Origin of the sequence: Pseudomonas sp. YuFO8, assembly GCF_035065025.1 — a bacterium.
GTDB lineage: Bacteria > Pseudomonadota > Gammaproteobacteria > Pseudomonadales > Pseudomonadaceae > Aquipseudomonas > Aquipseudomonas putida_AE.
The window spans coordinates 146,991-170,837 of the sequence record NZ_JAXDEQ010000011.1 but is presented as its reverse complement, the minus strand read 5'-3'; the positions used below and the strand labels follow the sequence as shown (position 1 = coordinate 170,837).

The 23,847-nt window shown below is 59.6% G+C and carries 20 protein-coding genes; 19 read left to right on the top strand and 1 reads right to left on the bottom strand.

What is annotated here, in order from left to right; genetic code table 11:
* Positions 1-32: 32 nt before the first annotated feature.
* Positions 33-815, bottom strand: a complete 783-nt coding sequence (gene map, locus SOP95_RS12845) for a type I methionyl aminopeptidase (RefSeq protein WP_046816511.1) — start codon at positions 813-815, stop codon at positions 33-35.
* A 372-nt stretch (positions 816-1,187) separates the two neighbouring features.
* Between map and rpsB the strand changes: the two genes are divergently transcribed.
* From rpsB to SOP95_RS12750, 19 genes are all read left to right on the top strand, one after another.
* Positions 1,188-1,925 carry a 30S ribosomal protein S2 gene (rpsB, locus tag SOP95_RS12840; RefSeq protein ID WP_003222119.1) on the top strand — a complete coding sequence of 246 codons (738 nt, stop codon included), beginning with the start codon at positions 1,188-1,190 and terminating at the stop codon, positions 1,923-1,925.
* 190 nt (positions 1,926-2,115) lie between these two features.
* Positions 2,116-2,979 (top strand): translation elongation factor Ts, encoded by an 864-nt coding sequence (gene tsf / locus SOP95_RS12835; RefSeq protein WP_274077169.1) that lies wholly within the window; start codon positions 2,116-2,118, stop codon positions 2,977-2,979.
* 211 nt (positions 2,980-3,190) lie between these two features.
* The gene (pyrH, locus tag SOP95_RS12830; RefSeq protein WP_003222124.1) at positions 3,191-3,934 is read left to right on the top strand and encodes a UMP kinase; all 744 of its coding nucleotides are present in this window, start codon (positions 3,191-3,193) and stop codon (positions 3,932-3,934) included.
* Positions 3,931-4,488, top strand: a complete 558-nt coding sequence (frr, locus tag SOP95_RS12825) for a ribosome recycling factor (protein ID WP_274077168.1) — start codon at positions 3,931-3,933, stop codon at positions 4,486-4,488. The genes pyrH and frr overlap by 4 nt, the downstream gene beginning before the upstream one ends.
* Positions 4,489-4,501: 13 nt before the next feature.
* On the top strand, positions 4,502-5,257 hold the full coding sequence (gene uppS / locus SOP95_RS12820) for a polyprenyl diphosphate synthase (RefSeq protein ID WP_008057310.1): 756 nt from the start codon (positions 4,502-4,504) through the stop codon (positions 5,255-5,257).
* Positions 5,257-6,063, top strand: a complete 807-nt coding sequence (locus SOP95_RS12815) for a phosphatidate cytidylyltransferase (protein ID WP_323607294.1) — start codon at positions 5,257-5,259, stop codon at positions 6,061-6,063. Before uppS ends, SOP95_RS12815 begins: the two co-directional genes overlap by 1 nt.
* On the top strand, positions 6,060-7,250 hold the full coding sequence (gene ispC, locus SOP95_RS12810; protein WP_274077166.1) for a 1-deoxy-D-xylulose-5-phosphate reductoisomerase: 1,191 nt from the start codon (positions 6,060-6,062) through the stop codon (positions 7,248-7,250). The genes SOP95_RS12815 and ispC overlap by 4 nt, the downstream gene beginning before the upstream one ends.
* A gap of 41 nt (positions 7,251-7,291) precedes the next feature.
* Positions 7,292-8,644, top strand: coding sequence for an RIP metalloprotease RseP (gene rseP, locus SOP95_RS12805; RefSeq protein WP_323607293.1), 1,353 nt, complete (start codon positions 7,292-7,294; stop codon positions 8,642-8,644).
* A gap of 72 nt (positions 8,645-8,716) precedes the next feature.
* Positions 8,717-11,092: an outer membrane protein assembly factor BamA gene (gene bamA / locus SOP95_RS12800; protein ID WP_274077164.1), complete on the top strand. Its 2,376-nt coding sequence runs from the start codon at positions 8,717-8,719 to the stop codon at positions 11,090-11,092.
* Positions 11,093-11,137: 45 nt separating this feature from the next.
* Positions 11,138-11,641: an OmpH family outer membrane protein gene (locus SOP95_RS12795; protein ID WP_008057318.1), complete on the top strand. Its 504-nt coding sequence runs from the start codon at positions 11,138-11,140 to the stop codon at positions 11,639-11,641.
* A 3-nt stretch (positions 11,642-11,644) separates the two neighbouring features.
* The gene (gene lpxD / locus SOP95_RS12790; protein ID WP_274077163.1) at positions 11,645-12,700 is read left to right on the top strand and encodes a UDP-3-O-(3-hydroxymyristoyl)glucosamine N-acyltransferase; all 1,056 of its coding nucleotides are present in this window, start codon (positions 11,645-11,647) and stop codon (positions 12,698-12,700) included.
* Positions 12,701-12,808: 108 nt separating this feature from the next.
* Positions 12,809-13,249 carry a 3-hydroxyacyl-ACP dehydratase FabZ gene (fabZ, locus tag SOP95_RS12785; RefSeq protein ID WP_007978374.1) on the top strand — a complete coding sequence of 147 codons (441 nt, stop codon included), beginning with the start codon at positions 12,809-12,811 and terminating at the stop codon, positions 13,247-13,249.
* A complete protein-coding gene (lpxA, locus tag SOP95_RS12780; protein WP_274077162.1) occupies positions 13,246-14,022 on the top strand; it encodes an acyl-ACP--UDP-N-acetylglucosamine O-acyltransferase in 777 nt (258 codons plus the stop codon). Before fabZ ends, lpxA begins: the two co-directional genes overlap by 4 nt.
* Before the next feature lie 2 nt (positions 14,023-14,024).
* Positions 14,025-15,155 (top strand): lipid-A-disaccharide synthase, encoded by a 1,131-nt coding sequence (gene lpxB / locus SOP95_RS12775; protein ID WP_272604841.1) that lies wholly within the window; start codon positions 14,025-14,027, stop codon positions 15,153-15,155.
* An 11-nt stretch (positions 15,156-15,166) separates the two neighbouring features.
* Positions 15,167-15,793: a ribonuclease HII gene (gene rnhB / locus SOP95_RS12770; protein ID WP_274077213.1), complete on the top strand. Its 627-nt coding sequence runs from the start codon at positions 15,167-15,169 to the stop codon at positions 15,791-15,793.
* 77 nt (positions 15,794-15,870) lie between these two features.
* A complete protein-coding gene (dnaE, locus tag SOP95_RS12765) occupies positions 15,871-19,392 on the top strand; it encodes a DNA polymerase III subunit alpha (RefSeq protein ID WP_274077161.1) in 3,522 nt (1,173 codons plus the stop codon).
* A 150-nt stretch (positions 19,393-19,542) separates the two neighbouring features.
* Positions 19,543-20,490, top strand: a complete 948-nt coding sequence (locus tag SOP95_RS12760; RefSeq protein WP_274077160.1) for an acetyl-CoA carboxylase carboxyltransferase subunit alpha — start codon at positions 19,543-19,545, stop codon at positions 20,488-20,490.
* Positions 20,491-20,608: 118 nt separating this feature from the next.
* Entirely contained in the window at positions 20,609-21,937 is a 1,329-nt protein-coding gene (gene tilS / locus SOP95_RS12755; protein ID WP_323607292.1) for a tRNA lysidine(34) synthetase TilS, read from the top strand.
* 274 nt (positions 21,938-22,211) lie between these two features.
* Positions 22,212-23,843, top strand: a complete 1,632-nt coding sequence (locus SOP95_RS12750; protein WP_274073291.1) for a CTP synthase — start codon at positions 22,212-22,214, stop codon at positions 23,841-23,843.
* Positions 23,844-23,847: the final 4 nt, after the last annotated feature.

The window sequence follows — 23,847 nt, the reverse complement described above, 5'->3', positions numbered from 1 at the left end:
TTCCTTTCTATAGGCTGGGTTCGGTGAGCGGATCAGGCCGAAACGCGGGGGATGGTGTCATCGCTGCGCAGGGTGAAGATCTCGTAACCGGTCTCGGTCACCAGCAGGGTGTGTTCCCACTGTGCCGACAGCTTGCGGTCCTTGGTGATCGCGGTCCAGCCATCGCCCAGCACCTTGGTGTCGGCCTTGCCCTGGTTGATCATCGGCTCGATGGTGAAGGTCATGCCGGCCTTCAGTTCCATGCCGGTGCCAGCACGGCCGTAGTGCAGGATCTGCGGCTCTTCATGGAACACCTTGCCGATGCCGTGGCCGCAGAACTCACGAACCACCGAAAAACCGTTTTTCTCGGCGTGCTTCTGGATGATTTCACCGATGTCGCCCAGGCGGCAGCCGGGCTTGACGATCTCGATCGCCTTGTACATGCATTCCTGGGTCACTTGCGACAGGCGCTCGGCCCAGACCGGCACGGTGCCGACGTGGAACATGCGGCTGGTGTCGCCGTGGTAGCCATCCTTGATCACGGTGACGTCGATGTTCAGGGTGTCGCCATCCTTGAGCGGCTTGTCGTTCGGGATGCCGTGGCAGACCACATGGTTGATCGAGGTGCAGATCGACTTGGGATAGCCCTTGTAGTTCAGCGGGGCAGGGATGGCCTTCTGCTCGTTGACGATATAGTCGTGGCAAATCTGGTTCAGTTGATCGGTGGTAACGCCCGGTTTGACATGTTCAGCAATCATTTCCAGCACATCGGCGGCCAGTTTGCCGGCGACGCGCATTTTTGCGATGTCCTCGGGGGTTTTGAGGGTGACGGTCATACAGGCTCTCTCTGCGCTCGATGGCGCTTTCTTGACGAAAAGGGCGTTGCGCGATCGATCTTCGCAGCCCTGAAAAACGCGATTCTAACAGACGATCAGCGCAAATCCGCGGCTCAGTGCATCGCTTCTCCTTATAGAATGGTGCATTCTGGGCGGATTCCAAGGGCTGGCGATGTGCGTTCGCCTCGATTTGAGAATCCGGGTTCCGTTTTTTCCATCCTTGTGGTATAAAATGCGCCGCTTTCCGGGGATGCCCCGAAAAGCCTAAATCCACACACGTGTCGACACGATGACCTGGGTGCCGCAAGCGAAATGCTGGTGGTTGGTCATTGGGATACGTGGAGGCCAAACCCGACTTATTAAGGAACTATCATGTCCCAAGTCAACATGCGCGATATGCTGAAGGCCGGTGTGCACTTCGGTCACCAGACCCGTTACTGGAACCCGAAAATGGGTAAATACATTTTCGGCGCGCGTAACAAGATTCACATCATCAACCTTGAAAAAACCCTGCCAATGTTCAACGAAGCTCTGACTTTCGTAGAGCGTCTGGCCCAGGGCAAAAACAAGATTCTGTTCGTCGGCACCAAGCGTTCCGCTGGCAAGATCGTTGCTGAAGAAGCAGCACGTTGCGGTTCGCCGTACGTCGATCACCGCTGGTTGGGCGGCATGCTGACCAACTTCAAGACCATCCGTGCTTCCATCAAGCGTCTGCGTGACCTTGAAGTACAAGCCGAAGACGGTACTTTCGCCAAGCTGACCAAGAAAGAAGCGCTGATGCGCTCCCGTGACCTGGAAAAGCTGGATCGTTCCCTGGGTGGTATCAAGGACATGGGCGGTCTGCCAGACGCTCTGTTCGTTATCGACGTTGATCACGAGCGCATCGCGATCACCGAAGCCAACAAGCTGGGCATCCCGGTTATCGGCGTAGTCGATACCAACAGCAGCCCGGAAGGCGTTGACTACATCATCCCAGGCAACGATGACGCAATCCGCGCTATCCAGCTGTACATGGGTTCGATGGCTGACGCTGTTATCCGTGGTCGCAACAACGTTGCCGGCGGCACCGTAGAGTTCGCAGCTGAAGAAACTCAGGCTGCAGCTGAGTAATTGACGCCCTGGCGTTGACTCAGTAAGCAAAAAGGGGGCTTGGCCCCCTTTTTGCCACCTCGAAAACCATTTGTCGGCGCCCACTGCTCTATCTGTAACGTGCGGCAGCTAACAAGGGTGGTTCGGGAAGAATTGAACGCCCGTTCGATCGGGTGGAATGGTTGATAACCTATCCAAGAGGAATTTTGAAATGGCAGAGATTACTGCAGCGTTGGTCAAAGAACTGCGCGAGCGTACTGGCGAAGGCATGATGGACTGCAAAAAGGCCTTGACCAAGGCCGGCGGCGACATCGAGAAAGCCATTGATGACATGCGTGCTTCGGGCGCCATCAAGGCTGCCAAGAAAGCGGGCAACGTTGCCGCTGAAGGCGCCATCGCCATCAAGGCTGACGACAAGTCCGCCGTACTGCTGGAAGTGAACTCGCAGACCGACTTCCTGGCACTGCAAGACGACTTCAAGAACTTCGTTGCTGCCAGCGTAGAAAAAGCATTCGACGAAAAACTGACCGACGCAGCTCCGCTGATCGCCGCTCAGGAATCGGCTCGTGAAGCCCTGGTGGCCAAAGTTGGCGAAAACGTCAACATCCGTCGCCTGGTTCGCGTTGAAGGTGACGTGGTCGGTACTTACCTGCACGGTAACAAGATCGGTGTTGCTGTTGTTCTCAAGGGCGGCGATGTTCAGCTGGCCAAAGAGATCGCCATGCACGTGGCGGCAAGCAACCCTGAGTTCCTGCTGCCATCGCAGGTTTCGCCAGAAGCCATCGAGCGTGAAAAGGGCGTTTTCCTGTCCTTGAACGAAGACAAGATGAAAGGCAAGCCAGCTGAAATCGTCGAGAAGATGATTGCCGGCCGTATCACCAAGTTCCTGGCCGAAGCCAGCCTGGTTGAGCAAGCTTTCGTGATGAACCCGGAAGTCACCGTAGGTGCCCTGGCCAAGAAAGCCGGCGCTGAAATCGTTTCCTTCACCTACTTCAAAGTGGGCGAAGGCATCGAGAAGCCAGTTGACAACTTCGCTGAAGAAGTTGCCGCACAACTGGCTGCCGCCAAGCAATAAGACGGTTTTTTAACTGTCGCCCTGAAGAGGCTGCCCGCTCACGCGCGCAGCCTCTTTTCAGATGGGTTGCCAATTTTTAATTGGCTTCCACTTGGAACTGGCTTACAAAGCCATGTTCCGATGGCGCTGAAGCAGCGTCACGCTAGAGTGAACGCCAGCTGAAAAACAGCTCGCAAAGAATTTTTAAAATACGCCGCAGGAGAGATTCGCAATGGCTCAGCAGGGCAGTGGTTATCAGGCTCGCTATAAACGCATTCTACTCAAGCTTAGCGGCGAGGCCCTGATGGGCTCGGAAGAGTTCGGGATCGACCCGAAGGTTCTGGATCGCATGGCGCTGGAAGTCGGCCAGTTGGTCGGCATCGGCGTCCAGGTCGGCCTGGTGATCGGCGGCGGCAACCTGTTCCGCGGCGAAGCGCTGAGCAAGGCCGGCATGGACCGGGTCACAGGCGACCACATGGGCATGCTGGCCACTGTGATGAACGCCCTGGCCATGCGCGACGCGCTGGAACGTGCCAATATCTCGGCCATCGTGATGTCGGCCATTTCCATGGTGGGCGTGACCGATCACTACGATCGCCGCAAGGCCATGCGCCACCTGAACTCCAAGGACGTGGTGATTTTCGCGGCCGGCACCGGTAATCCGTTCTTCACCACGGATTCGGCGGCTTGCCTGCGTGCAATCGAAATCGATGCCGATGTCGTGCTCAAGGCAACCAAGGTCGATGGCGTCTACACCGCTGACCCATTCAAAGACCCGCATGCCGAGAAGTTCGATCATCTGACCTACGATGAAGTACTGGATCGCAAGCTGGGCGTGATGGATCTGACGGCCATTTGCCTGTGCCGCGACCACAAGATGCCGCTGCGCGTATTTAACATGAACAAGCCCGGCGCCCTGCTGAACATCGTACATGGTGGCGCTGAAGGGACCCTGATCGAGGAAGGCCAACAATGATCAACGAAATCAAGAAAGACGCTCAAGAGCGCATGCAGAAGTCCGTGGAATCGCTGGCGCACAACTTCGGTCGGATCCGTACCGGCCAGGCGCACCCAAGCATTCTGGAAGGTGTGATGGTTCCGTATTACGGCGCCGATACCCCGATCAAGCAAGTGGCGAACATCACCGTCAAGGACGCCCGTACCCTGCAAGTCGTTGCCTTCGAGCGCAACATGCTCGGTGCCGTCGACAAGGCCATCGGCAGTGCAGGTCTGAACCTGAACCCGACCAACCTGGGTGAGTTGCTGCTGATCTCCATGCCGGCCCTGACCGAGGAAACCCGCAAGGGCTTCACCAAGCAGGCGCGTGATGTAGCTGAAGATGCCCGCGTTGCCGTGCGCAACATCCGTCGCGATGCCAACAGCTCGCTGAAGGATCTGGTCAAGGAAAAGGAAATCAGCGAAGACGAAGAGCGTCGCGCAACTGGCGAAATCGATGATCTGACCAAGAAGTACGTGGCTCAAATCGACGCGAACCTGGCGCAGAAAGAAAAAGACCTGATGGCCGTATAAGGGTCGCGTGTTCATGGAAAAGACCAAGCAGGTTGCACCTTCCGCGGTGCCGCGCCATGTCGCGATCATCATGGATGGTAATAATCGCTGGGCGAAAAAACGCTTTATGCCGGGTGTCGCCGGGCATAAAGCGGGTGTGGATGCGGTGCGTGCAGTCATTGAGGTGTGCGCCGAGGCAGGGGTCGAAGTATTGACCCTGTTCGCGTTCTCCAGTGAGAACTGGCAGCGCCCGGCCGATGAAGTCAGTGCCTTGATGGATCTGTTCTTCAAGGCATTGCGTCGTGAGGCCAAGCGCCTCAACGACAACAACATCAGCTTGCGCATCATTGGCGACCGCTCGCGCTTCCACCCGGAGCTCCAGGCCGCCATGCGTGAAGCCGAGGCCATGACGGCCGGCGCCAATCGCTTCGTCCTGCAGATCGCCGCCAACTACGGCGGTCAGTGGGATATCGCCCAAGCCGCACAGCGTCTGGCGCGTGAAGTCCAGGCCGGGCATCTGCGGCCGGAAGACATTACCCCGGAACTGCTGCAAACCTGCCTGGCCACCGGCGACCTGCCGTTGCCGGACTTGTGCATCCGTACCGGTGGCGAGCATCGCATCAGTAACTTCCTGCTGTGGCAGCTGGCTTACGCCGAGTTGTACTTCTCCGACCTGTTCTGGCCGGACTTCAAACACGATGCCATGCGCAATGCGCTGGCCGATTTCGCATCTCGCCAGCGCCGCTTCGGTAAAACGAGCGAGCAGGTCGAGGCTGGAGCCCGGGTTTAATGCTTAAACAACGAATCATCACCGCGCTGATCCTGCTGCCGATTGCCCTGGGTGGGTTTTTTCTGCTGGAGGGTTCCGCTTTTGCGCTGTTCATCGGCCTGGTCGTAACCCTGGGCGCCTGGGAATGGGCGCGCCTGGCCGGTTTCGCTGCGCAAGCGTTTCGTGCCGGCTATGCCGCCGTCGTCGCCTTGATGCTGTTCGTCATGTACATCCTGCCCGGCCTGGCGCCCTGGGTGTTGGGGGCTTCGGTGCTCTGGTGGGCGCTGGCGACCTACCTGGTGCTGACCTACCCGCGCTCCAGTGAGCATTGGGCGAGCGACGCCTGCAAGCTGCTGATCGGCCTGTTGATCCTGTTGCCGGCCTGGCAAGGCCTGGTGCAGATCAAGCAGTACCCGCTGGGCAACTGGTTGATCATGGCGGTGATGGTGCTGGTCTGGGGCGCGGATATCGGTGCCTATTTCTCCGGACGTGCGTTTGGCAAGCGCAAGCTGGCGCCGCAGGTCAGCCCGGGCAAAAGCTGGGAAGGCGTGTACGGCGGCCTTGCCCTGAGCCTGGTGATCACCACCCTGGTTGCCCTGGTGCGCGACTGGACGGTGGCTGAATTGTTCAAGGGGCTGATCGGCGCCGCGCTGATCGTGTTCGTCTCGGTGGTGGGTGATCTCACCGAAAGCATGTTCAAGCGCCAGTCCGGGATCAAGGACAGCAGCAACCTGCTGCCGGGGCATGGCGGCGTGCTGGATCGCATCGACAGTCTGACCGCGGCGATCCCGGTATTTGCCGTACTGTTGTGGATGGCTGCACCATGAGCCGTCCTCAGCAGATTACCGTCCTCGGGGCGACCGGCTCGATCGGTCTGAGCACCCTGGATGTCATCGCCCGCCACCCTGAGCGCTACCAGGTCTTCGCCTTGAGCGGTTTCACTCGCCTGAGCGAGCTGCTGGCGCTGTGCGTGCGTCACGCCCCGCGGTTTGCCGTGGTGCCTGAGGCCGCTGCTGCCCGCGGCTTGCAGGATGACCTGCGCGCTGCCGGTCTTGCCACTCGCGTGCTGGTGGGGGAGGAGGGGTTGTGCCAGGTGGCTGCCGACCCTGAGGTCGATGCGGTCATGGCGGCCATCGTCGGCGCCGCAGGCCTGCGCCCGACCCTGGCGGCCGTCGAGGCCGGCAAGAAGATCCTCCTGGCCAACAAGGAGGCGCTGGTCATGTCCGGCGCCTTGTTCATGCAGGCCGTGCGCAAAAGCGGCTCGGTATTGCTGCCGATCGACAGTGAGCACAACGCGATTTTCCAATGCATGCCCCGGGATTTTGCCCGTGGCCTGGAACCGGTCGGCGTACGCCGGATCCTGCTGACCGCCTCTGGCGGTCCGTTCCGGCAGACGCCCATGGCCGAGCTGGCGCATGTTTCACCCGAGCAGGCCTGTGCCCACCCTAACTGGTCCATGGGGCGCAAGATCTCGGTCGATTCGGCCAGCATGATGAATAAAGGGCTTGAACTGATCGAGGCCTGCTGGCTGTTCGATGCCAAGCCGTCCCAGGTTGAAGTAGTGATCCACCCACAAAGCGTGATTCATTCGCTGGTCGACTACATCGATGGTTCGGTATTGGCCCAGTTGGGTAACCCGGACATGCGCACGCCGATCGCCAACGCGCTGGCCTGGCCGGAGCGAATCGACTCGGGCGTGCCGCCGCTGGACCTGTTTGCCGTCGCGCGCCTGGACTTCCAGGCCCCGGACGAAGATCGATTCCCGTGCCTGCGACTGGCGCGCCAGGCAGCCGAGGCGGGTAACAGCGCTCCGGCGATGTTGAATGCGGCAAATGAAGTCGCTGTCGCGGCCTTTCTCGACGGACGGGTTCGTTACCTGGAAATCGCGAGTATCATCGAGGAAGTCCTCAATCTCGAACCTGTGGTTGCAGTGAATGATCTTGAGGCGGTGTTCACGGCGGATGCCAAGGCGCGTTTGCTGGCTGAACAATGGTTGAGTCGTCAAGGGCGGTAAGTGCTGCGATGCAGGACTGGATAGGAATGCGGAGAAAATAGATGAGCGCGCTCTATATGATTGTCGGCACCCTGGTCGCTTTGGGCGTGCTGGTTACCTTCCACGAGTTCGGCCATTTCTGGGTCGCGCGTCGCTGTGGGGTCAAGGTGCTGCGTTTCTCCGTGGGCTTCGGCATGCCGCTGCTGCGCTGGCACGACAAGAAGGGTACCGAATTCGTGGTGGCTGCCATTCCATTGGGTGGCTACGTGAAGATGCTCGACGAGCGTGAAGGCGAAGTGCCGGCCGATCAGCTCGAGCAATCCTTCAACCGCAAATCCGTGCGCCAGCGCATTGCCATCGTTGCAGCGGGACCGATTGCCAACTTCCTGTTGGCGATGGTGTTTTTCTGGGCATTGGCGATGCTTGGCACCGAGCAGGTCCGCCCGGTCATCGGCGCTGTCGAGTCCGGTAGCCTGGCGGCCAAGGCGGGCCTGAACGCAGGCCAGGAAATCGTTGCCATCGACGGCGAGCCCACTTCCGGCTGGGCTGCGGTCAATCTGCAGCTGGTCCGTCGCCTGGGTGAAAGCGGTTCCCTGCAGCTGCTGGTTCGCGAGCAGGGCACTACAGTGGATTCGCCGCGCGAGCTGGTGTTGGACAACTGGCTCAAAGGTGCCGATGAACCGGATCCGATTCGTTCCCTGGGCATTCGCCCGTGGCGCCCGGCATTGCCGCCCGTCCTGGCTGAACTGGATTCCAAAGGCCCGGCCCAGGCCGCCGGCCTGAAGACCGGTGACCGCCTGTTGGCGCTCGATGGCAAGGCCGTGGATGACTGGCAGCAGGTCGTCGATATCGTTCGTATGCATCCTGATACCAAAATCATGCTGCGGGTGGAGCGTGACGGTGCTCAAATCGACGTTCCTGTGATGTTGGCTGCCCGTGGCGAAAGCAAGGCACCCACCGGTTACCTCGGGGCGGGGGTAAAAGCTGTCGATTGGCCACCAGAGATGATTCGCGAAGTCAGTTTCGGGCCGTTGGCAGCCGTGGGGGAAGGGGCTCGACGCACCTGGACGATGAGCGTGCTGACCCTCGATTCGCTGAAGAAAATGTTGTTCGGCGAGCTCTCGGTAAAAAACTTGAGTGGACCGATAACCATTGCTAAAGTGGCGGGCGCTTCGGCCCAGTCGGGTGTCGCTGATTTCCTGAATTTCCTTGCTTATCTGAGTATTAGCCTGGGGGTTCTGAATTTGCTGCCCATTCCTGTGCTGGATGGGGGGCATTTGTTGTTTTATCTGATCGAGTGGGCGCGTGGTCGTCCCTTGTCGGATCGGGTGCAAGGTTGGGGGATACAGATCGGCATCAGTTTGGTGATCGGGGTGATGTTGCTTGCTCTGGTTAATGATCTGGGTCGACTGTAACGCTTCGCTGAATTGCGAATCTGCCGCATTTTGCGGCAGTTTTTATTGCCAGTTGGAATAAGAAAGGACTTCATGAAACGTCTGCTGCTAACTGCGGTTCTCACCGTATTGATGATCGCCGAAGTTCACGCCGAGTCCTTCACTATCTCTGATATTCGCGTCAATGGCCTCCAGCGGGTCTCCGCGGGTAGCGTCTTTGGTGCTTTGCCGTTGAACGTCGGTGAACAGGCGGATGATCGACGCCTGGTGGAATCCACTCGTGCGCTGTTCAAAACCGGGTTCTTTCAAGATATCCAACTGGGCCGCGATGGCAACGTCCTGGTTATCACGGTAGTCGAGCGTCCGTCGGTTGCCAGTATCGAGATCGAAGGCAACAAGGCGATCTCCACCGAAGACCTGATGAAGGGTCTCAAGCAATCCGGCCTGGCCGAAGGCGAGATCTTCCAGCGAGCCACCCTCGAAGGCGTACGTAACGAACTGCAGCGCCAGTACGTCGCCCAGGGTCGCTACTCGGCTACCGTCGACACTGAAGTGATCCCGCAGCCGCGCAACCGCGTCGGCTTGAAGGTCAACATCAACGAAGGCACCGTTGCCGCTATCCAGCACATCAACGTGGTAGGCAACACGGTCTTCCCTGATGAAGACCTGATCGACCTGTTCGAACTCAAGACCACCAACTGGCTGTCGTTCTTCAAGAACGATGACAAGTACGCCCGTGAAAAACTCTCCGGTGACCTGGAGCGCCTGCGTTCCTACTACCTGGACCGCGGCTACATCAACATGGACATCGCTTCGACCCAGGTGTCCATCACGCCGGACAAGAAGCACGTCTACATCACCGTCAACATCAACGAAGGTGACAAGTACACCGTTCGTGACGTGAAGCTCAGCGGCGACCTGAAAGTCCCTGAAGACCAGGTCAAGTCGCTGCTGCTGGTACAGAAAGGCCAGGTGTTCTCGCGCAAGCTGATGACCACCACGTCTGAACTGATCACTCGTCGCCTGGGTAACGAGGGCTACACCTTCGCCAACGTCAATGGCGTGCCTCAGCCCCACGATGACGACCACACGGTAGACATCACCTTCGCTGTCGATCCAGGCAAGCGTGCCTACGTGAACCGCATCAACTTCCGTGGCAACACCAAGTCCGAAGACGAAGTGCTGCGTCGCGAAATGCGCCAGATGGAAGGCGGCTGGGCCTCGACCTACCTGATCGACCAATCCAAGACCCGTCTGGAGCGTCTGGGCTTCTTCAAGGAAGTCAACGTTGAAACCCCGGCTGTACCGGGTGTCGATGACCAGGTTGACGTCAACTACAGCGTTGAAGAGCAGGCGTCCGGTTCGATTACCGCCAGCGTCGGCTTCGCCCAGAGTGCGGGCCTGATCCTCGGTGGTTCGATCACCCAGAACAACTTCCTCGGTACCGGTAACAAGGTCAGCCTCGGCTTGACCCGCAGCGAATACCAGAGCCGCTACAACTTCGGTTACGTTGACCCCTACTGGACTGCCGATGGCGTCAGCCTGGGCTACAACGCGTTCTACCGTACAACTGACTACGATGACCTCGACGTCGACGTAGCCAGCTATGCCGTGGACAGCCTGGGTGCCGGCGTGAGCGTCGGTTATCCGATCAGCGAGACTTCGCGCCTGACCTTCGGCCTGACGGCCCAGCAGGACGAGATCAAGACCGGTGTGTATACCGTCGACGAGATCTTCGATTTCGTTAACAAGGAAGGCGACAAGTACCTGAACTTCAAGGCTTCGGCCGGTTGGTCCGAGTCCACCCTGAACAAGGGCGTACTGGCGACCCGTGGTCATTCCCAGAGCCTCGTGCTGGAATCCACGGTTCCAGGCAGCGACCTGTCGTTCTTCAAGCTCGACTACCGTGGCCAGTTGTTCCAGCCACTGAGCGACAACTACACCATGCGCCTGCATACCGAACTGGGTTATGGCGATGGTTACGGTTCGACCGATGGCTTGCCATTCTATGAAAACTACTATGCTGGTGGTTTCAACTCGGTTCGCGGCTTCAAGGACAGCACCCTGGGTCCTCGCAGTACACCAAGTACCGGCAAGAACCCTGGCACTGCGCTCGACCCGGACCAGGATCCGCTGCCGTTCGGTGGTAACGTCCTGATCCAGGGTGGTGTTGAAGTCCTGTTCCCGCTGCCGTTCGTCAAGGACCAGCGTTCCCTGCGTACCTCGGTATTCTGGGATGTGGGTAACGTATTCGACTCATCGTGCTCTGATTCCACCAACGCTGATGGCACGAAGTCCAACACCAAGTGCAACGACATCAGTCTGAGCAATATGGCCAGTTCCGTCGGTGTGGGTGTGACCTGGGTCACCGCACTGGGTCCTCTGAGTTTTGCGTTGGCCATGCCAGTCAAGAAACCGGATGACGCTGAAACTCAAGTGTTCCAATTCTCCCTCGGTCAGACGTTCTAAGCGTCTGCCCCAAGATAACGACAATGGATTTTGTAGGAGTGCATCGTGCGTAAGTTGACTCAATTGGTTCTCCTGGCTTCCGTACTGGTTGCAGGTCCGGCATTTGCCGACATGAAAATCGCCGTCCTGAACTATCAGATGGCCCTGCTGGAATCCGATGCGGCCAAGAAATACGCCGTGGATGCCGAGAAGAAATTCGGTCCTCAGCTGAGCAAGCTCAAGACGCTGGAAAGCAGCGCCAAGGGTATCCAGGATCGCCTGATGGCCGGTGGCGACAAAATGCAGCAAGGCGAGCGTGAGCGTCTGGAGCTTGAATTCAAGCAAAAGGCCCGTGACTTCCAGTTCCAGTCCAAGGAACTGAACGAAGCCAAAGCCGTTGCCGACCGTGAAATGCTGAAGCAGCTCAAGCCGAAACTGGACAGTGCTGTGGAAGAAGTCATCAAGAAAGGTGCTTTTGACCTGGTCTTCGAGCGTGGTGCAGTGATTGATGTCAAACCTCAGTACGACATCACGCGCCAGGTTATCGAGCGCATGAATCAGCTGAAGTAATCCATGACAGTGACCATTAAGCTCGGCCAGCTGGCCGAGTTCCTCGGCGCCACGCTACGTGGCGACCCGGAGAAAGCAATTACTGGGCTAGCCACCTTGCAGGAGGCTGGCCCAGCTCAGTTGAGCTTTCTCGCAAACCCCCAATACCGCAAATACCTGGCAGGCAGTCAGGCGGCAGCGTTGTTGCTCAAGGCCGCTGACGCCGAAGGTTTTGCCGGGGATTGCCTGGTGGTGCCCGATCCTTACGCTGCTTACGCGCGTATTTCCCACCTGTTCGATCCCAAGCCCAAGGCGGCAGCCGGTATTCATCCGACGGCAGTGATTGCCGCGGATGCGGTGGTCGATCCGGCGGCGAGTATCGGTGCATTTGCGGTGATTGAAAGCGGGGCGCATATTGCTGCCGGTACGACCATTGGTGCGCACTGCTTCATCGGCGCCCGCAGCGTCGTTGGCGAAGGCGGCTGGCTGGCACCGCGCGTCACGCTGTATCACGACGTACGCGTCGGCAAGCGGGTGGTGATCCAGTCCGGTGCGGTGCTTGGCGGCGAAGGCTTCGGCTTTGCCAACGAGAAAGGCATCTGGCAGAAAATTGCCCAGATCGGTGGTGTCCTGGTCGGCGATGACGTGGAAATCGGCGTGAACACCGCCATTGACCGTGGTGCGCTGGCCGATACCGTCATTGGCAATGGTGTGAAACTCGACAACCAGATCCAGATCGCCCACAACGTTCAGGTCGGTGATCACACCGCCATGGCGGCCTGCGTGGGGATCTCCGGCAGCACTAAAATCGGCAAGCATTGCATGCTCGCCGGTGGCGTAGGGCTGGTGGGGCATATCGATATTTGCGACAACGTTTTCATCACCGGCATGACCATGGTGACCCACTCGATCACCGAGCCGGGTGCCTATTCTTCCGGAACGGCGATGCAGCCAGCCGCCGAGTGGCGCAAAAGCGCGGCCCGTATTCGTCAGCTCGATGACATCGCGCGGCGTCTGCGACAGCTGGAAAAGCAAACTGGGGACGTGACCCCTGGCGGTAATGCTTCATCAGATGGCTGATACCATTTCCATATCAAGTGTGCACAGCCGCTAGACTGCGTCCTTGATTTGCTAGAGGAGTGTGCATCAGTCGCGCGCTCCCAATCTTTACATAGGCTTCCCCCCGAAATGATGGACATCAACGAGATTCGCGAATACCTGCCTCACCGTTACCCGTTCCTGCTGGTGGACCGGGTAGTGGAGCTGGATGTTGAAGGCAAGCGCATTCGCGCCTACAAGAATGTCAGCATCAACGAACCGTTCTTCAATGGTCACTTTCCTGCGCATCCAATCATGCCGGGCGTACTGATCATCGAAGCGATGGCTCAGGCTGCAGGGATCCTTGGTTTCAAAATGCTCGACGTGAAACCCGCCGACGGCACCCTTTATTACTTCGTCGGCTCCGACAAGCTGCGCTTCCGCCAGCCTGTTCTGCCGGGCGACCAGCTGATCCTGGAAGCCAAGTTCATCAGCTGCAAGCGGCAGATCTGGAAGTTCGAGTGCCAGGCTTCGGTCGATGGCAAGCCGGTCTGCTCCGCTGAAATCATCTGCGCGGAACGCAAACTATGAGTTTGATCGACCCTCGCGCAATCATCGATCCGACGGCCGTCCTGGCTGACGGTGTCGAGGTCGGCCCGTGGTCGATCATCGGCGCAGGTGTGGAAATCGGCGAGGGGACCGTGATCGGGCCGCATGTGATTCTCAAGGGCCCGACCCGAATCGGTAAGCACAACCGTATCTACCAGTTTTCCTCGGTAGGTGAGGACACGCCCGATCTGAAATACAAAGGCGAGGAAACCCGCCTGGTGATGGGTGACCACAACGTCATCCGCGAAGGTGTGACGATTCACCGTGGGACCATTCAGGACCGTTCGGAAACCACCCTGGGCGATCACAACCTGATCATGGCCTACGCCCACATCGGTCACGACAGTGTCATCGGCAACCACTGCATCCTGGTCAACAACACGGCGCTGGCCGGCCACGTGCACGTGGAAGACTGGGCGATCCTGTCCGGTTTTACCCTGGTTCACCAGTATTGCCACATCGGTGCCCACAGCTTTTCCGGCATGGGTACGGCGATTGGCAAGGACGTCCCGGCCTATGTCACGGTGTTCGGCAACCCGGCCGAAGCCCGCAGCATGAACTTCGAAGGCATGCGCCGTCGCGGTTTCAGCGAAGACGCGATCCACGCCCTGCGTCGTGCCTACAAGGTGGTCTATCGCCAGGGCTTGACGGTTGAGCAGGCGCTCGCCGAACTGGCCGAATCCTCTGCCCAGTTCCCGGAAGTGGCGGTGTTCCGCGACTCCATACAGTCCTCGACCCGCGGCATCACCCGCTAACCATGGCCAATTTGCGTATTGCGCTGGTGGCGGGCGAGGCTTCCGGCGACATTTTGGGCGCGGGTCTGATGCGCGCGCTCAAGGCTCGCCATCCGGCGGTCGAGTTCATCGGAGTCGGCGGTCCGTTGATGCAGGCCGAAGGCCTGACGTCCTACTTTCCCATGGAACGCCTGTCGGTCATGGGCCTGGTGGAAGTGCTGGGCCGTTTGCGGGAATTGCTGGCGCGCCGCAAGAAGCTGGTAGCCGACCTGATCGCCGCGAAGCCGGACGTGTTCATCGGTATCGATGCCCCGGACTTCAACCTCAACATCGAACTCAAGCTGCGTCAGGCCGGGATCAAGACCGTGCATTACGTCAGTCCATCGGTCTGGGCCTGGCGGCAGAAGCGGGTGCTGAAGATTCGCGAAGGTTGCGACCTGATGCTCACCCTGTTCCCGTTCGAAGCGAAATTCTACGAAGAGAAGGGTGTGCCGGTGCGGTTTGTCGGGCACACCCTGGCCGATGCCATTCCGCTGGAAGCCGATCGCGCTGCGGCGCGGGCCGAACTGGGATTGCCCGACGGGCCGTTGGTGGCGCTGATGCCCGGCAGTCGTGGCGGCGAAGTCGGCCGTCTCGGTGCATTGTTCCTCGATACGGCCCAACGCCTGCGGGCACTGCGCCCCGGTGTGCGGTTTGTCGTGCCTTGTGCCAACCCACAGCGCCGGGCGCAGCTTGAAGAGCTGCTGGCCGGTCGCGATTTGCCGCTGACCTTGCTCGACGGCAAGTCCCATCTGGCTTTGGCAGCCTGCAACGCCGTACTGATTGCCTCGGGGACCGCAACGCTTGAAGCCTTGTTGTACAAGCGGCCGATGGTGGTTGCCTATCGCCTGGCACCGCTGACGTTCTGGATTCTCAAGCGCATGGTGAAGAGCCCGTACGTGTCCTTGCCGAACCTGCTGGCCCAGCGCCTGTTGGTGCCCGAGTTGTTGCAGGACGATGCCACGGTCGAAGCGCTGGCCCAGACCCTGTCGCCGCTGATCGAGGGTGGCGAAGAGCAAACCCGCGGTTTTGATGAAATTCACCGGACCCTTCGTCTGGATGCCTCCAACCAGGCTGCGGATGCAGTGCTGAACCTGATCGACCCAGTAAAATGAGTAAGACAAGCATGCAGATGGGGCTGGATTTCACCTTGGTCGCGGAAGTGGAAGAACTGGTTGCCGGTGTCGACGAAGTCGGTCGCGGCCCGTTATGCGGCGCCGTGGTGACCGCGGCGGTGATTCTTGATCCGAACCGTCCGATCCTCGGGCTGAACGACTCGAAGAAGCTCACCGAAGCCCGGCGCGAAAAACTCTATGACGAAATCTGCGAAAAAGCCCTGAGCTGGTGCATTGCCCGCGCGGAAGTCGAAGAGATCGATGAGCTGAACATCCTCCATGCCACCATGCTGGCCATGCAGCGCGCCATTGCCGGGCTGCACGTCCAGCCGAAACTGGCGATGATCGACGGCAACCGTTGCCCGAAGTTGCCGATGCGTGCCGAAGCGGTGGTGCAGGGCGACGGCAAGGTCCCGGCGATCGCCGCGGCATCGATTCTGGCCAAGGTCAGTCGCGACCGTGAAATGGCTGCTTTCGAATTGATCTACCCGGGTTACGGGATCGGCGGGCACAAAGGCTACCCGACGCCCGTTCATCTGGAAGCGCTGGCACGCCTGGGGCCGACGCCGATTCACCGGCGCTCGTTTGCCCCGGTGCGCCTGGCCTATGAGGCCCGAGAGAGTCTCATCGAGTCTTAGTTGCAAGGCTGATTTTTTTTACCAAGGCCCGGTACAATCCGGGCCTTGTTGTTTTCATGACTTAATGCAGGATCACTATGCCGGCTTCATTCGTTCACCTACGCCTGCACACTGAATACTCCCTGGTCGACGGTCTGGTGCGGATCAAGCCGCTGGTCAAGACCCTGGTCGGCATGAACATGCCTGCCGTAGCGGTCACTGACCAGAACAACATGTGTTCCCTGGTCAAATTCTATAAAAACGCCATGGGTGCCGGGATCAAGCCGATCTGCGGCGCCGACCTGTGGTTGTCGAACAAGGATCCGGACAACCCCCTGAGCCGGATCAGCCTGCTGGTGATGAATGCCGCGGGTTATCGCAACCTCACCGAATTGATCTCTCGAGGTTTCATCGACGGTCAGCGCAATGGCTCGATCATCATCGAGCGCGAATGGGTGGCCGAAGCCAGCGACGGCCTCATCATGCTGTCGGCGGCCAAAGAGGGCGAGATCGGCCAGGCCATGCTCAGCGGCAACCCGGACGAAGCGGAAACCCTGGCGCGTGAGTGGATGGCGGTTTTTCCGGATCGTTTCTACCTGGAAATCCAGCGCACCAACCGCCCCAACGATGAAGAGCAACTGCACGGCGCCGTGGCGCTGGCCGAGAAAATCGGCGCACCGCTGGTCGCGACCAACGACGTGCGCTTCATCAAGCAGGAAGATTTCGCCGCCCACGAAACCCGCGTGTGCATCGGCGAGGGCCGGGCCCTCGACGACCCGCGCCGTTCGAAGAACTACAGCGATCAGCAGTACCTCAAAAGTGCCGAGGAAATGGCCGAGCTGTTCAGCGACATTCCCGAGGCGCTGGAAAACACCGTCGAGATCGCCAAGCGCTGCAACATCGAAGTCAAGCTGGGCACGCACTTCCTGCCCAACTTCCCGATCCCCGATGGCATGACCATCGACGAATACTTCCGCAAGGTGTCCTTCGATGGCCTCGAAGAGCGGCTGTCCGTCCTGCTGCCCAAGGACACCACCGAGGACTATGAAGCCAAGCGCCAGGTCTATGTCGACCGGCTGAATTTCGAGCTGGATATCATCATCCAGATGGGGTTCCCCGGTTACTTCCTGATCGTGATGGACTTTATCCAGTGGGCCAAGAACAACGGTGTGCCGGTAGGTCCTGGCCGGGGGTCGGGTGCCGGGTCGCTGGTGGCCTATGTGCAGAAGATCACCGACCTCGACCCGCTGGAATATGACCTGCTGTTCGAACGTTTCCTCAACCCGGAACGGGTCTCCATGCCCGACTTCGACGTCGACTTCTGCATGGACGGTCGCGACCGGGTGATCGACTACGTGGCCGAGAAATACGGCCGCAACGCGGTAAGCCAGATCATTACTTTCGGTTCCATGGCCGCCAAGGCTGTGGTCCGCGACGTGGCGCGGGTGCAGGGCAAGTCCTACGGCCTGGCGGATCGCCTGTCGAAGATGATCCCGTTCGAAGTCGGCATGACCCTGGAAAAGGCCTACGAACAGGAAGAAATCCTGCGTGACTTCATCAAGGTCGATGAAGAAGCCGCGGAAATCTGGGAGATGGCCCGCAAGCTTGAAGGCGTTGTGCGTAACGTCGGCAAGCACGCCGGTGGCGTGGTAATCGCGCCGACCAAGCTGACTGACTTCTCGCCCATTTATTGCGACGAAGCGGGCGATGGCCTGGTAACCCAGTTCGACAAGGACGACGTCGAAGCCGCTGGCCTGGTGAAGTTCGACTTCCTCGGCCTGCGGACCCTGACGATCATCGACTGGGCGCTGAAGACCATCAACCGCGACCGCGCCAAGGTCAACGAGCCGCCGCTGGACATCGCGTTCATCCCGCTGGACGACAAACCGACCTATTCGCTGCTGCAAAAAGCCGAAACCACAGCGGTGTTCCAGCTTGAATCGCGCGGCATGAAAGAGCTGATCAAAAAGCTCAAGCCCGACTGCCTGGAAGACTTGATCGCACTGGTAGCGCTGTTCCGTCCCGGCCCGCTGCAATCTGGCATGGTTGACGACTTCATCAACCGTAAGCACGGTCGCGCGGAACTCGCGTATCCGCACTCGGACTACCAGTACGAAGGCCTCAAGCCCGTATTGGCCCCGACCTACGGCATCATCCTGTATCAGGAACAGGTGATGCAGATCGCCCAGGTCATGGCCGGCTACACCCTCGGCGGTGCGGACATGCTGCGCCGGGCCATGGGTAAGAAAAAGCCCGAGGAAATGGCCAAGCAGCGCGGCGGTTTCATCGAAGGTTGCGCGACCAACAACATCGACGCGGACCTTGCCGGTAACATTTTCGACCTGGTGGAAAAATTCGCCGGTTACGGCTTCAACAAGTCCCACTCCGCCGCCTATGGCCTGGTGTCGTACCAGACCGCGTGGCTGAAAGCGCACTACCCGGCGCCGTTCATGGCCGCGGTACTCTCGGCGGACATGCACAACACCGACAAGGTCGTGACCTTGATCGAAGAAGTGCGCACGATGAAGCTGCGTCTCGACGCGCCGGACGTGAACACTTCCGAGTTCAAGTTCACGGTGAACGACGAAGGCCGGATCATTTACGGCCTTGGCGCGATCAAGGGTGTGGGCGAGGGGCCGGTGGAGGCGATCACCGAAGCGCGGCAGGACGGTCCGTTCAAGGACCTGTTCGATTTCTGCGCCCGGGTCGACCTCAAGCGCATCAACAAGCGCACCCTCGACGGCTTAATCCGCAGCGGTGCGCTGGATCGCCTGGGCCCGTATTTCCACGACGAAGCCAAAGCCTATCAGGCCAATATCGACCGCAACCGTGCGGTACTGCTGACCGCGATGGAAGAGGCGATCAAGGCTGCCGAGCAAACCGCCCGTACCCATGACAGCGGCCATGCCGACCTGTTTGGCGGGCTGTTCGTCGAGGAAGACGCCGACGTCTACGCCAATCATCGCAAGGCCAAGGAACTGACCCTCAAGGAACGGCTCAAGGGCGAGAAAGACACCCTGGGCCTGTACCTGACCGGTCACCCGATCGACGAATACGAAGGCGAAATCCGCCGTTTCGCCCGTCAGCGCATCATCGATTTGAAACCTGCGCGCGATACCCAGACGGTTGCCGGCATGATCATCGCCCTGCGGGTGATGAAAAACAAAAAGGGCGACAAGATGGGCTTCATCACCCTCGACGACCGTTCGGGGCGGATCGAAGCGTCGCTGTTCGCCGATGCGTTCCATTCCGCGCAATCGCTGTTGCAGACCGATGCGATGGTGGTGGTCGAAGGCGAAGTCAGCAACGACGACTTCTCCGGTGGCCTGCGCTTGCGGGTCAAGCGGGTGATGAGCATGGAGGACGCGCGCACCAACCTGGCCGAGAGCCTGCGCCTGAAGTTACACGCCAAGGATCTCAAGGGCGATCAGCTACGCTGGCTGGGTGAGCTGTTGAAGCGTCACCGCGGTGCGTGCCCGATCACCATGGACTACACGAGTCCCGATGCGAAAGCCTTGCTGCAGTTCGGCGAAGGCTGGCGAATCGACCCGGCGGATGCGTTGATTCAAGCCCTGCGTGACCAGTTCGGGCGAGACAACGTCTTCCTCCAATACCGTTAACGGTCAGGGTGTCGCTTTTAACTTTGAGCGGGGCCCTGAGCTTGACCAGAATTTAATCTCGACCTGAACGCGCCTGTCCCTTATGGTAGGGCGCGAATAGACAACCGGCCGGCCCAAGCTCTCTTGGACGTCGACCCAAGACGGACGCCTATGAACCCGAATTTTCTAGATTTCGAACAGCCGATCGCCGACCTGCAAGCCAAGATCGAAGAGTTGCGCTTGGTCGGTAATGACAATTCGCTGAATATCGGCGATGAGATTTCCCGCCTGCAGGACAAGAGCAGCACGCTGACCGAGGACATCTTCGGCAAGCTGACCAGCTGGCAGATCGCGCGTCTGGCGCGTCACCCGAAGCGTCCATATACCCTGGACTACATCGAACACATCTTCACCGAGTTCGACGAGCTGCATGGTGACCGTCACTTCTCCGACGACGCCGCCATCGTTGGCGGTATTGCCCGTCTGGAAGACCAGCCAGTAATGGTCATCGGTCACCAGAAAGGCCGCGAAGTGCGCGAAAAGGTTCGCCGCAACTTCGGCATGCCGCGTCCGGAAGGCTACCGCAAGGCCTGTCGCCTGATGGAAATGGCCGAGCGTTTCAAGATGCCGATCCTGACCTTCATCGACACCCCGGGTGCGTACCCTGGCATCGACGCTGAAGAGCGCAACCAGAGCGAAGCGATTGCCTGGAACCTGCGCGTCATGGCTCGCCTGAAAACCCCAATCATCGCCACCGTGATCGGTGAAGGTGGTTCTGGTGGTGCGCTGGCCATCGGCGTTTGCGATCAGCTGAACATGCTGCAGTACTCGACCTACGCGGTGATCTCGCCGGAAGGTTGCGCATCGATCCTGTGGAAAACCGCCGAGAAAGCACCGGACGCCGCTGAAGCCATGGGCATCACCGCCGAGCGCCTCAAGGGCCTGGGCATCGTGGATAAAGTGATCAGCGAGCCACTTGGCGGCGCACACCGTGATCCGGCTGCTGCCGCTGCCTCGATCCGCGCCGAACTGAGCTCGCAACTGGCAATGCTGAAGAAGTTCGACAACGATGCGCTGCTGAAGCGCCGCTATGATCGTCTGATGAGCTACGGTCTCTAACGCGGTACCCCTGTAGGAGCTGCCGCAGGCTGCGATCTTTTGATCTTGATTTTTTAAGATCAAAAGATCGCAGCCTGCGGCAGCTCCTACAGGGTTCCATGAGAAGCGATCAATCTCTATGAATCCTTCGAAGAGTGATCTGCCTTTTCGGCTTTTGCTAAATCTTCAGCCTTGGCGCAATGCTGCACATTGGCACATCGCCTTCTCCGGTGGCCTCGATTCCACCGTCCTTCTGCACCTTCTCGCAACGCTCGCCAAAACCCAGTCCCTGCCGCCACTGAGCGCCATCCATGTCCATCACGGCCTCCAGGCTGCGGCTGACGCGTGGCCGGATCACTGTCAGTCGGTCTGCGATGCGCTGGGCGTGCCGCTGCAAGTCGTCCGCGTCCAGGTGCAACCCGGCGCAAGCCTTGAGCGTGCAGCTCGGGATGCGCGTTATGCGGCGTTCATTGACGCCACTCAAGCCAATGAAGTCCTGCTGACGGCCCAGCACCGTGACGATCAGGCGGAAACCTTGCTGTTTCGCCTGTTGCGAGGGGCCGGCGTAAGGGGGCTGTCAGGGATGCCACGCCAGCGCCCGTTGGGCAAAGGGAATCTGTTGCGGCCTTTGCTCGATGCTACCCGGGCCGAGCTTGAGGCGTATGCGGCGGAGCATCAATTGAACTGGATCGAGGACCCTTCCAACCAGGACCGGCAATTCTCGCGCAATTACCTGCGTCATCAGGTGTTTCCTGCATTGACCCAGCGCTGGCCACAGGCGATGTCGACAATGGCCCGCAGTGCCGCGCATTTGAGCGAGGCGCAGGGGTTGCTGGATGATCTGGCGCAAATTGACTTGAGCCAGGCCAGCGCCGCCAGCGAATTCGATTGGCTTAAATTGCCCTCGCTGGAGTTGGCATCGCTGGAAAAACTCTCCGATGCTCGCCAGCGCAATGCGCTCAGCCACTGGCTCGAACCGCTGACTCAGCTGCCGGATAGCGACCATTGGTCGGGTTGGCTCGATTTGCGCGATGCCACCGGCGACGCCCGGCCGATCTGGCGCCTGGCCGATGGCGAACTGCATCGGGCGGGCGGGCGTATCTGGTGGTTATCCGGTGCCTGGTTGCGCGCGGCTCCAGCGCCTGGCGCATGGCTGGAACCCGCTCAGCCGCTGGCGTTGGCCGACAACGGCATGCTCACGCTCAGTGGGCAAATCCCCGATGGCCCCTTGCAGATCCGCTATCGTGAAGGGGGCGAAGTGATGGAGCTGCCCGGCCGCGGCCATCGCGACTTGAAGCGTTTGCTCAACGAACGTGGGGTGCCGCTGTTCGTGCGCGGCAGATTGCCGCTGCTGTACAAGGGCGAGCAATTGCTGGCGGTGGCTAACCTGGCGGGGCTGGATGGCGAAGCGACGGGTGGCTGGCATTTACATTGGCAACCGCCAGGCGAAGATCAAGGTTTGAGCTGAAAGGGGCTTTCCGGTAGACTACGCTCCCTTCTTGATACAACTTCTGTGGATTCGCCTGAATTGCAGGAGTTGCCGATTACCAAGCAGTCTTTGCTGGGCGATTCCAAAAAATGTGTAGCGAGCAACGAACCGGTGTTTCATTTCCCGGTCTGTCCCAACGCGGCGGTTTTTTTGAAAGGTGCACTGTGATTAATGCAGGTGATCGGGGGCTTCGGCCTTCCTTCGCTTTCCCCGGCGGCTCGGACCGCTTTAACGCAGACTTCTAGGGTTTTTCATGACGCGCTACATATTCGTCACGGGCGGTGTTGTTTCTTCATTGGGGAAAGGCATTGCATCGGCATCATTGGCGGCCATCCTGGAGGCGCGGGGACTTAAGGTCACCATGCTGAAGCTGGACCCGTACATCAACGTCGACCCGGGCACCATGAGCCCGTTCCAGCACGGTGAAGTGTTCGTCACCCACGACGGCGCCGAGACCGACCTGGACCTGGGCCACTACGAGCGGTTCATCCGCACGACCATGACCCAGAACAACAACTTCACCACCGGCCGTGTCTACGAGCACGTGCTGCGCAAAGAGCGCCGTGGTGACTACCTGGGTGCAACCATCCAGGTGATTCCGCACATCACCGACGAAATCAAGCGCCGCATCATCAAGGGCGCGGGCGATGCCGACGTTGCGATGGTCGAGATCGGTGGCACCGTGGGTGACATCGAATCGCAACCGTTCCTCGAAGCCATCCGCCAGCTGCGTTTCGAAGTCGGCGCCAAGCGCGCGATGCTGATGCACCTGACGCTGGTGCCGTACATCGCCACGGCCGGCGAAACCAAGACCAAGCCAACCCAGCACTCGGTGAAGGAACTGCGTTCCATCGGCCTGCAACCAGACGTGCTGGTGTGCCGCTCCGACCACCCGATCGATGTGTCCTCGCGTCGCAAGATCGCGCAGTTCACCAACGTTGAAGAACGTGCGGTGATCGCGCTGGAAGACGCCGACACCATCTACAAGATCCCGGGCATCCTGCACTCCCAGGGCCTGGACGATTTCGTCGTCGAGCGTTTCGGCCTGCAATGCGGTGGTGCCGACCTGTCCGAGTGGGAAGCCGTGGTCGACGCCAAGCTCAACCCTGAGCACGAAGTCACCATCGCCATGGTCGGCAAGTACATGGAGCTGCTGGACGCCTACAAGTCGCTGATCGAAGCGATGAGTCACGCTGGCATCAGCAACCGTACCAAGGTCAACCTGCGCTACATCGATTCCGAAGACATCGAGAACCAGGGCACCGCGCTGCTGGAAGGTGTCGACGCGATCCTGGTGCCAGGCGGCTTCGGTCTGCGTGGCGTGGAAGGCAAGATCACTGCCGTCCAGTACGCTCGCGAAAACAAAGTGCCATACCTGGGTATCTGCCTGGGCATGCAAGTGGCCGTGATCGAATTCGCGCGTAACGTGCTGGGCTGGAAAGACGCCAACTCCACCGAGTTCGATCGTGCCAGCGGTCACCCGGTCGTCGGCCTGATCACCGAGTGGGAAGATGCCACCGGCGCCGTTGAAATTCGTACCGAAGCGTCCGATCTGGGCGGCACCATGCGCCTTGGCGCGCAGGATTGCCTGCTGGAGCCGGGTTCCCTGGTTCACGGCTGCTACGGCAAGGACGTGATCGTCGAGCGTCACCGTCATCGCTACGAAGTGAACAACAACCTGCTGCCGCAGATCATCGAAGCCGGCCTGAAAATCTCCGGTCGTTCCGGTGATGGCGCGCTGGTCGAAGTGGTTGAAGCACCGGATCATCCATGGTTCGTCGCTTGCCAGTTCCACCCTGAGTTCACCTCGACGCCTCGCGACGGTCACCCGTTGTTCAGCGGCTTCGTCAAGGCAGCTTTGGCTCAACACCAGAAGAAGGCGTGAACCC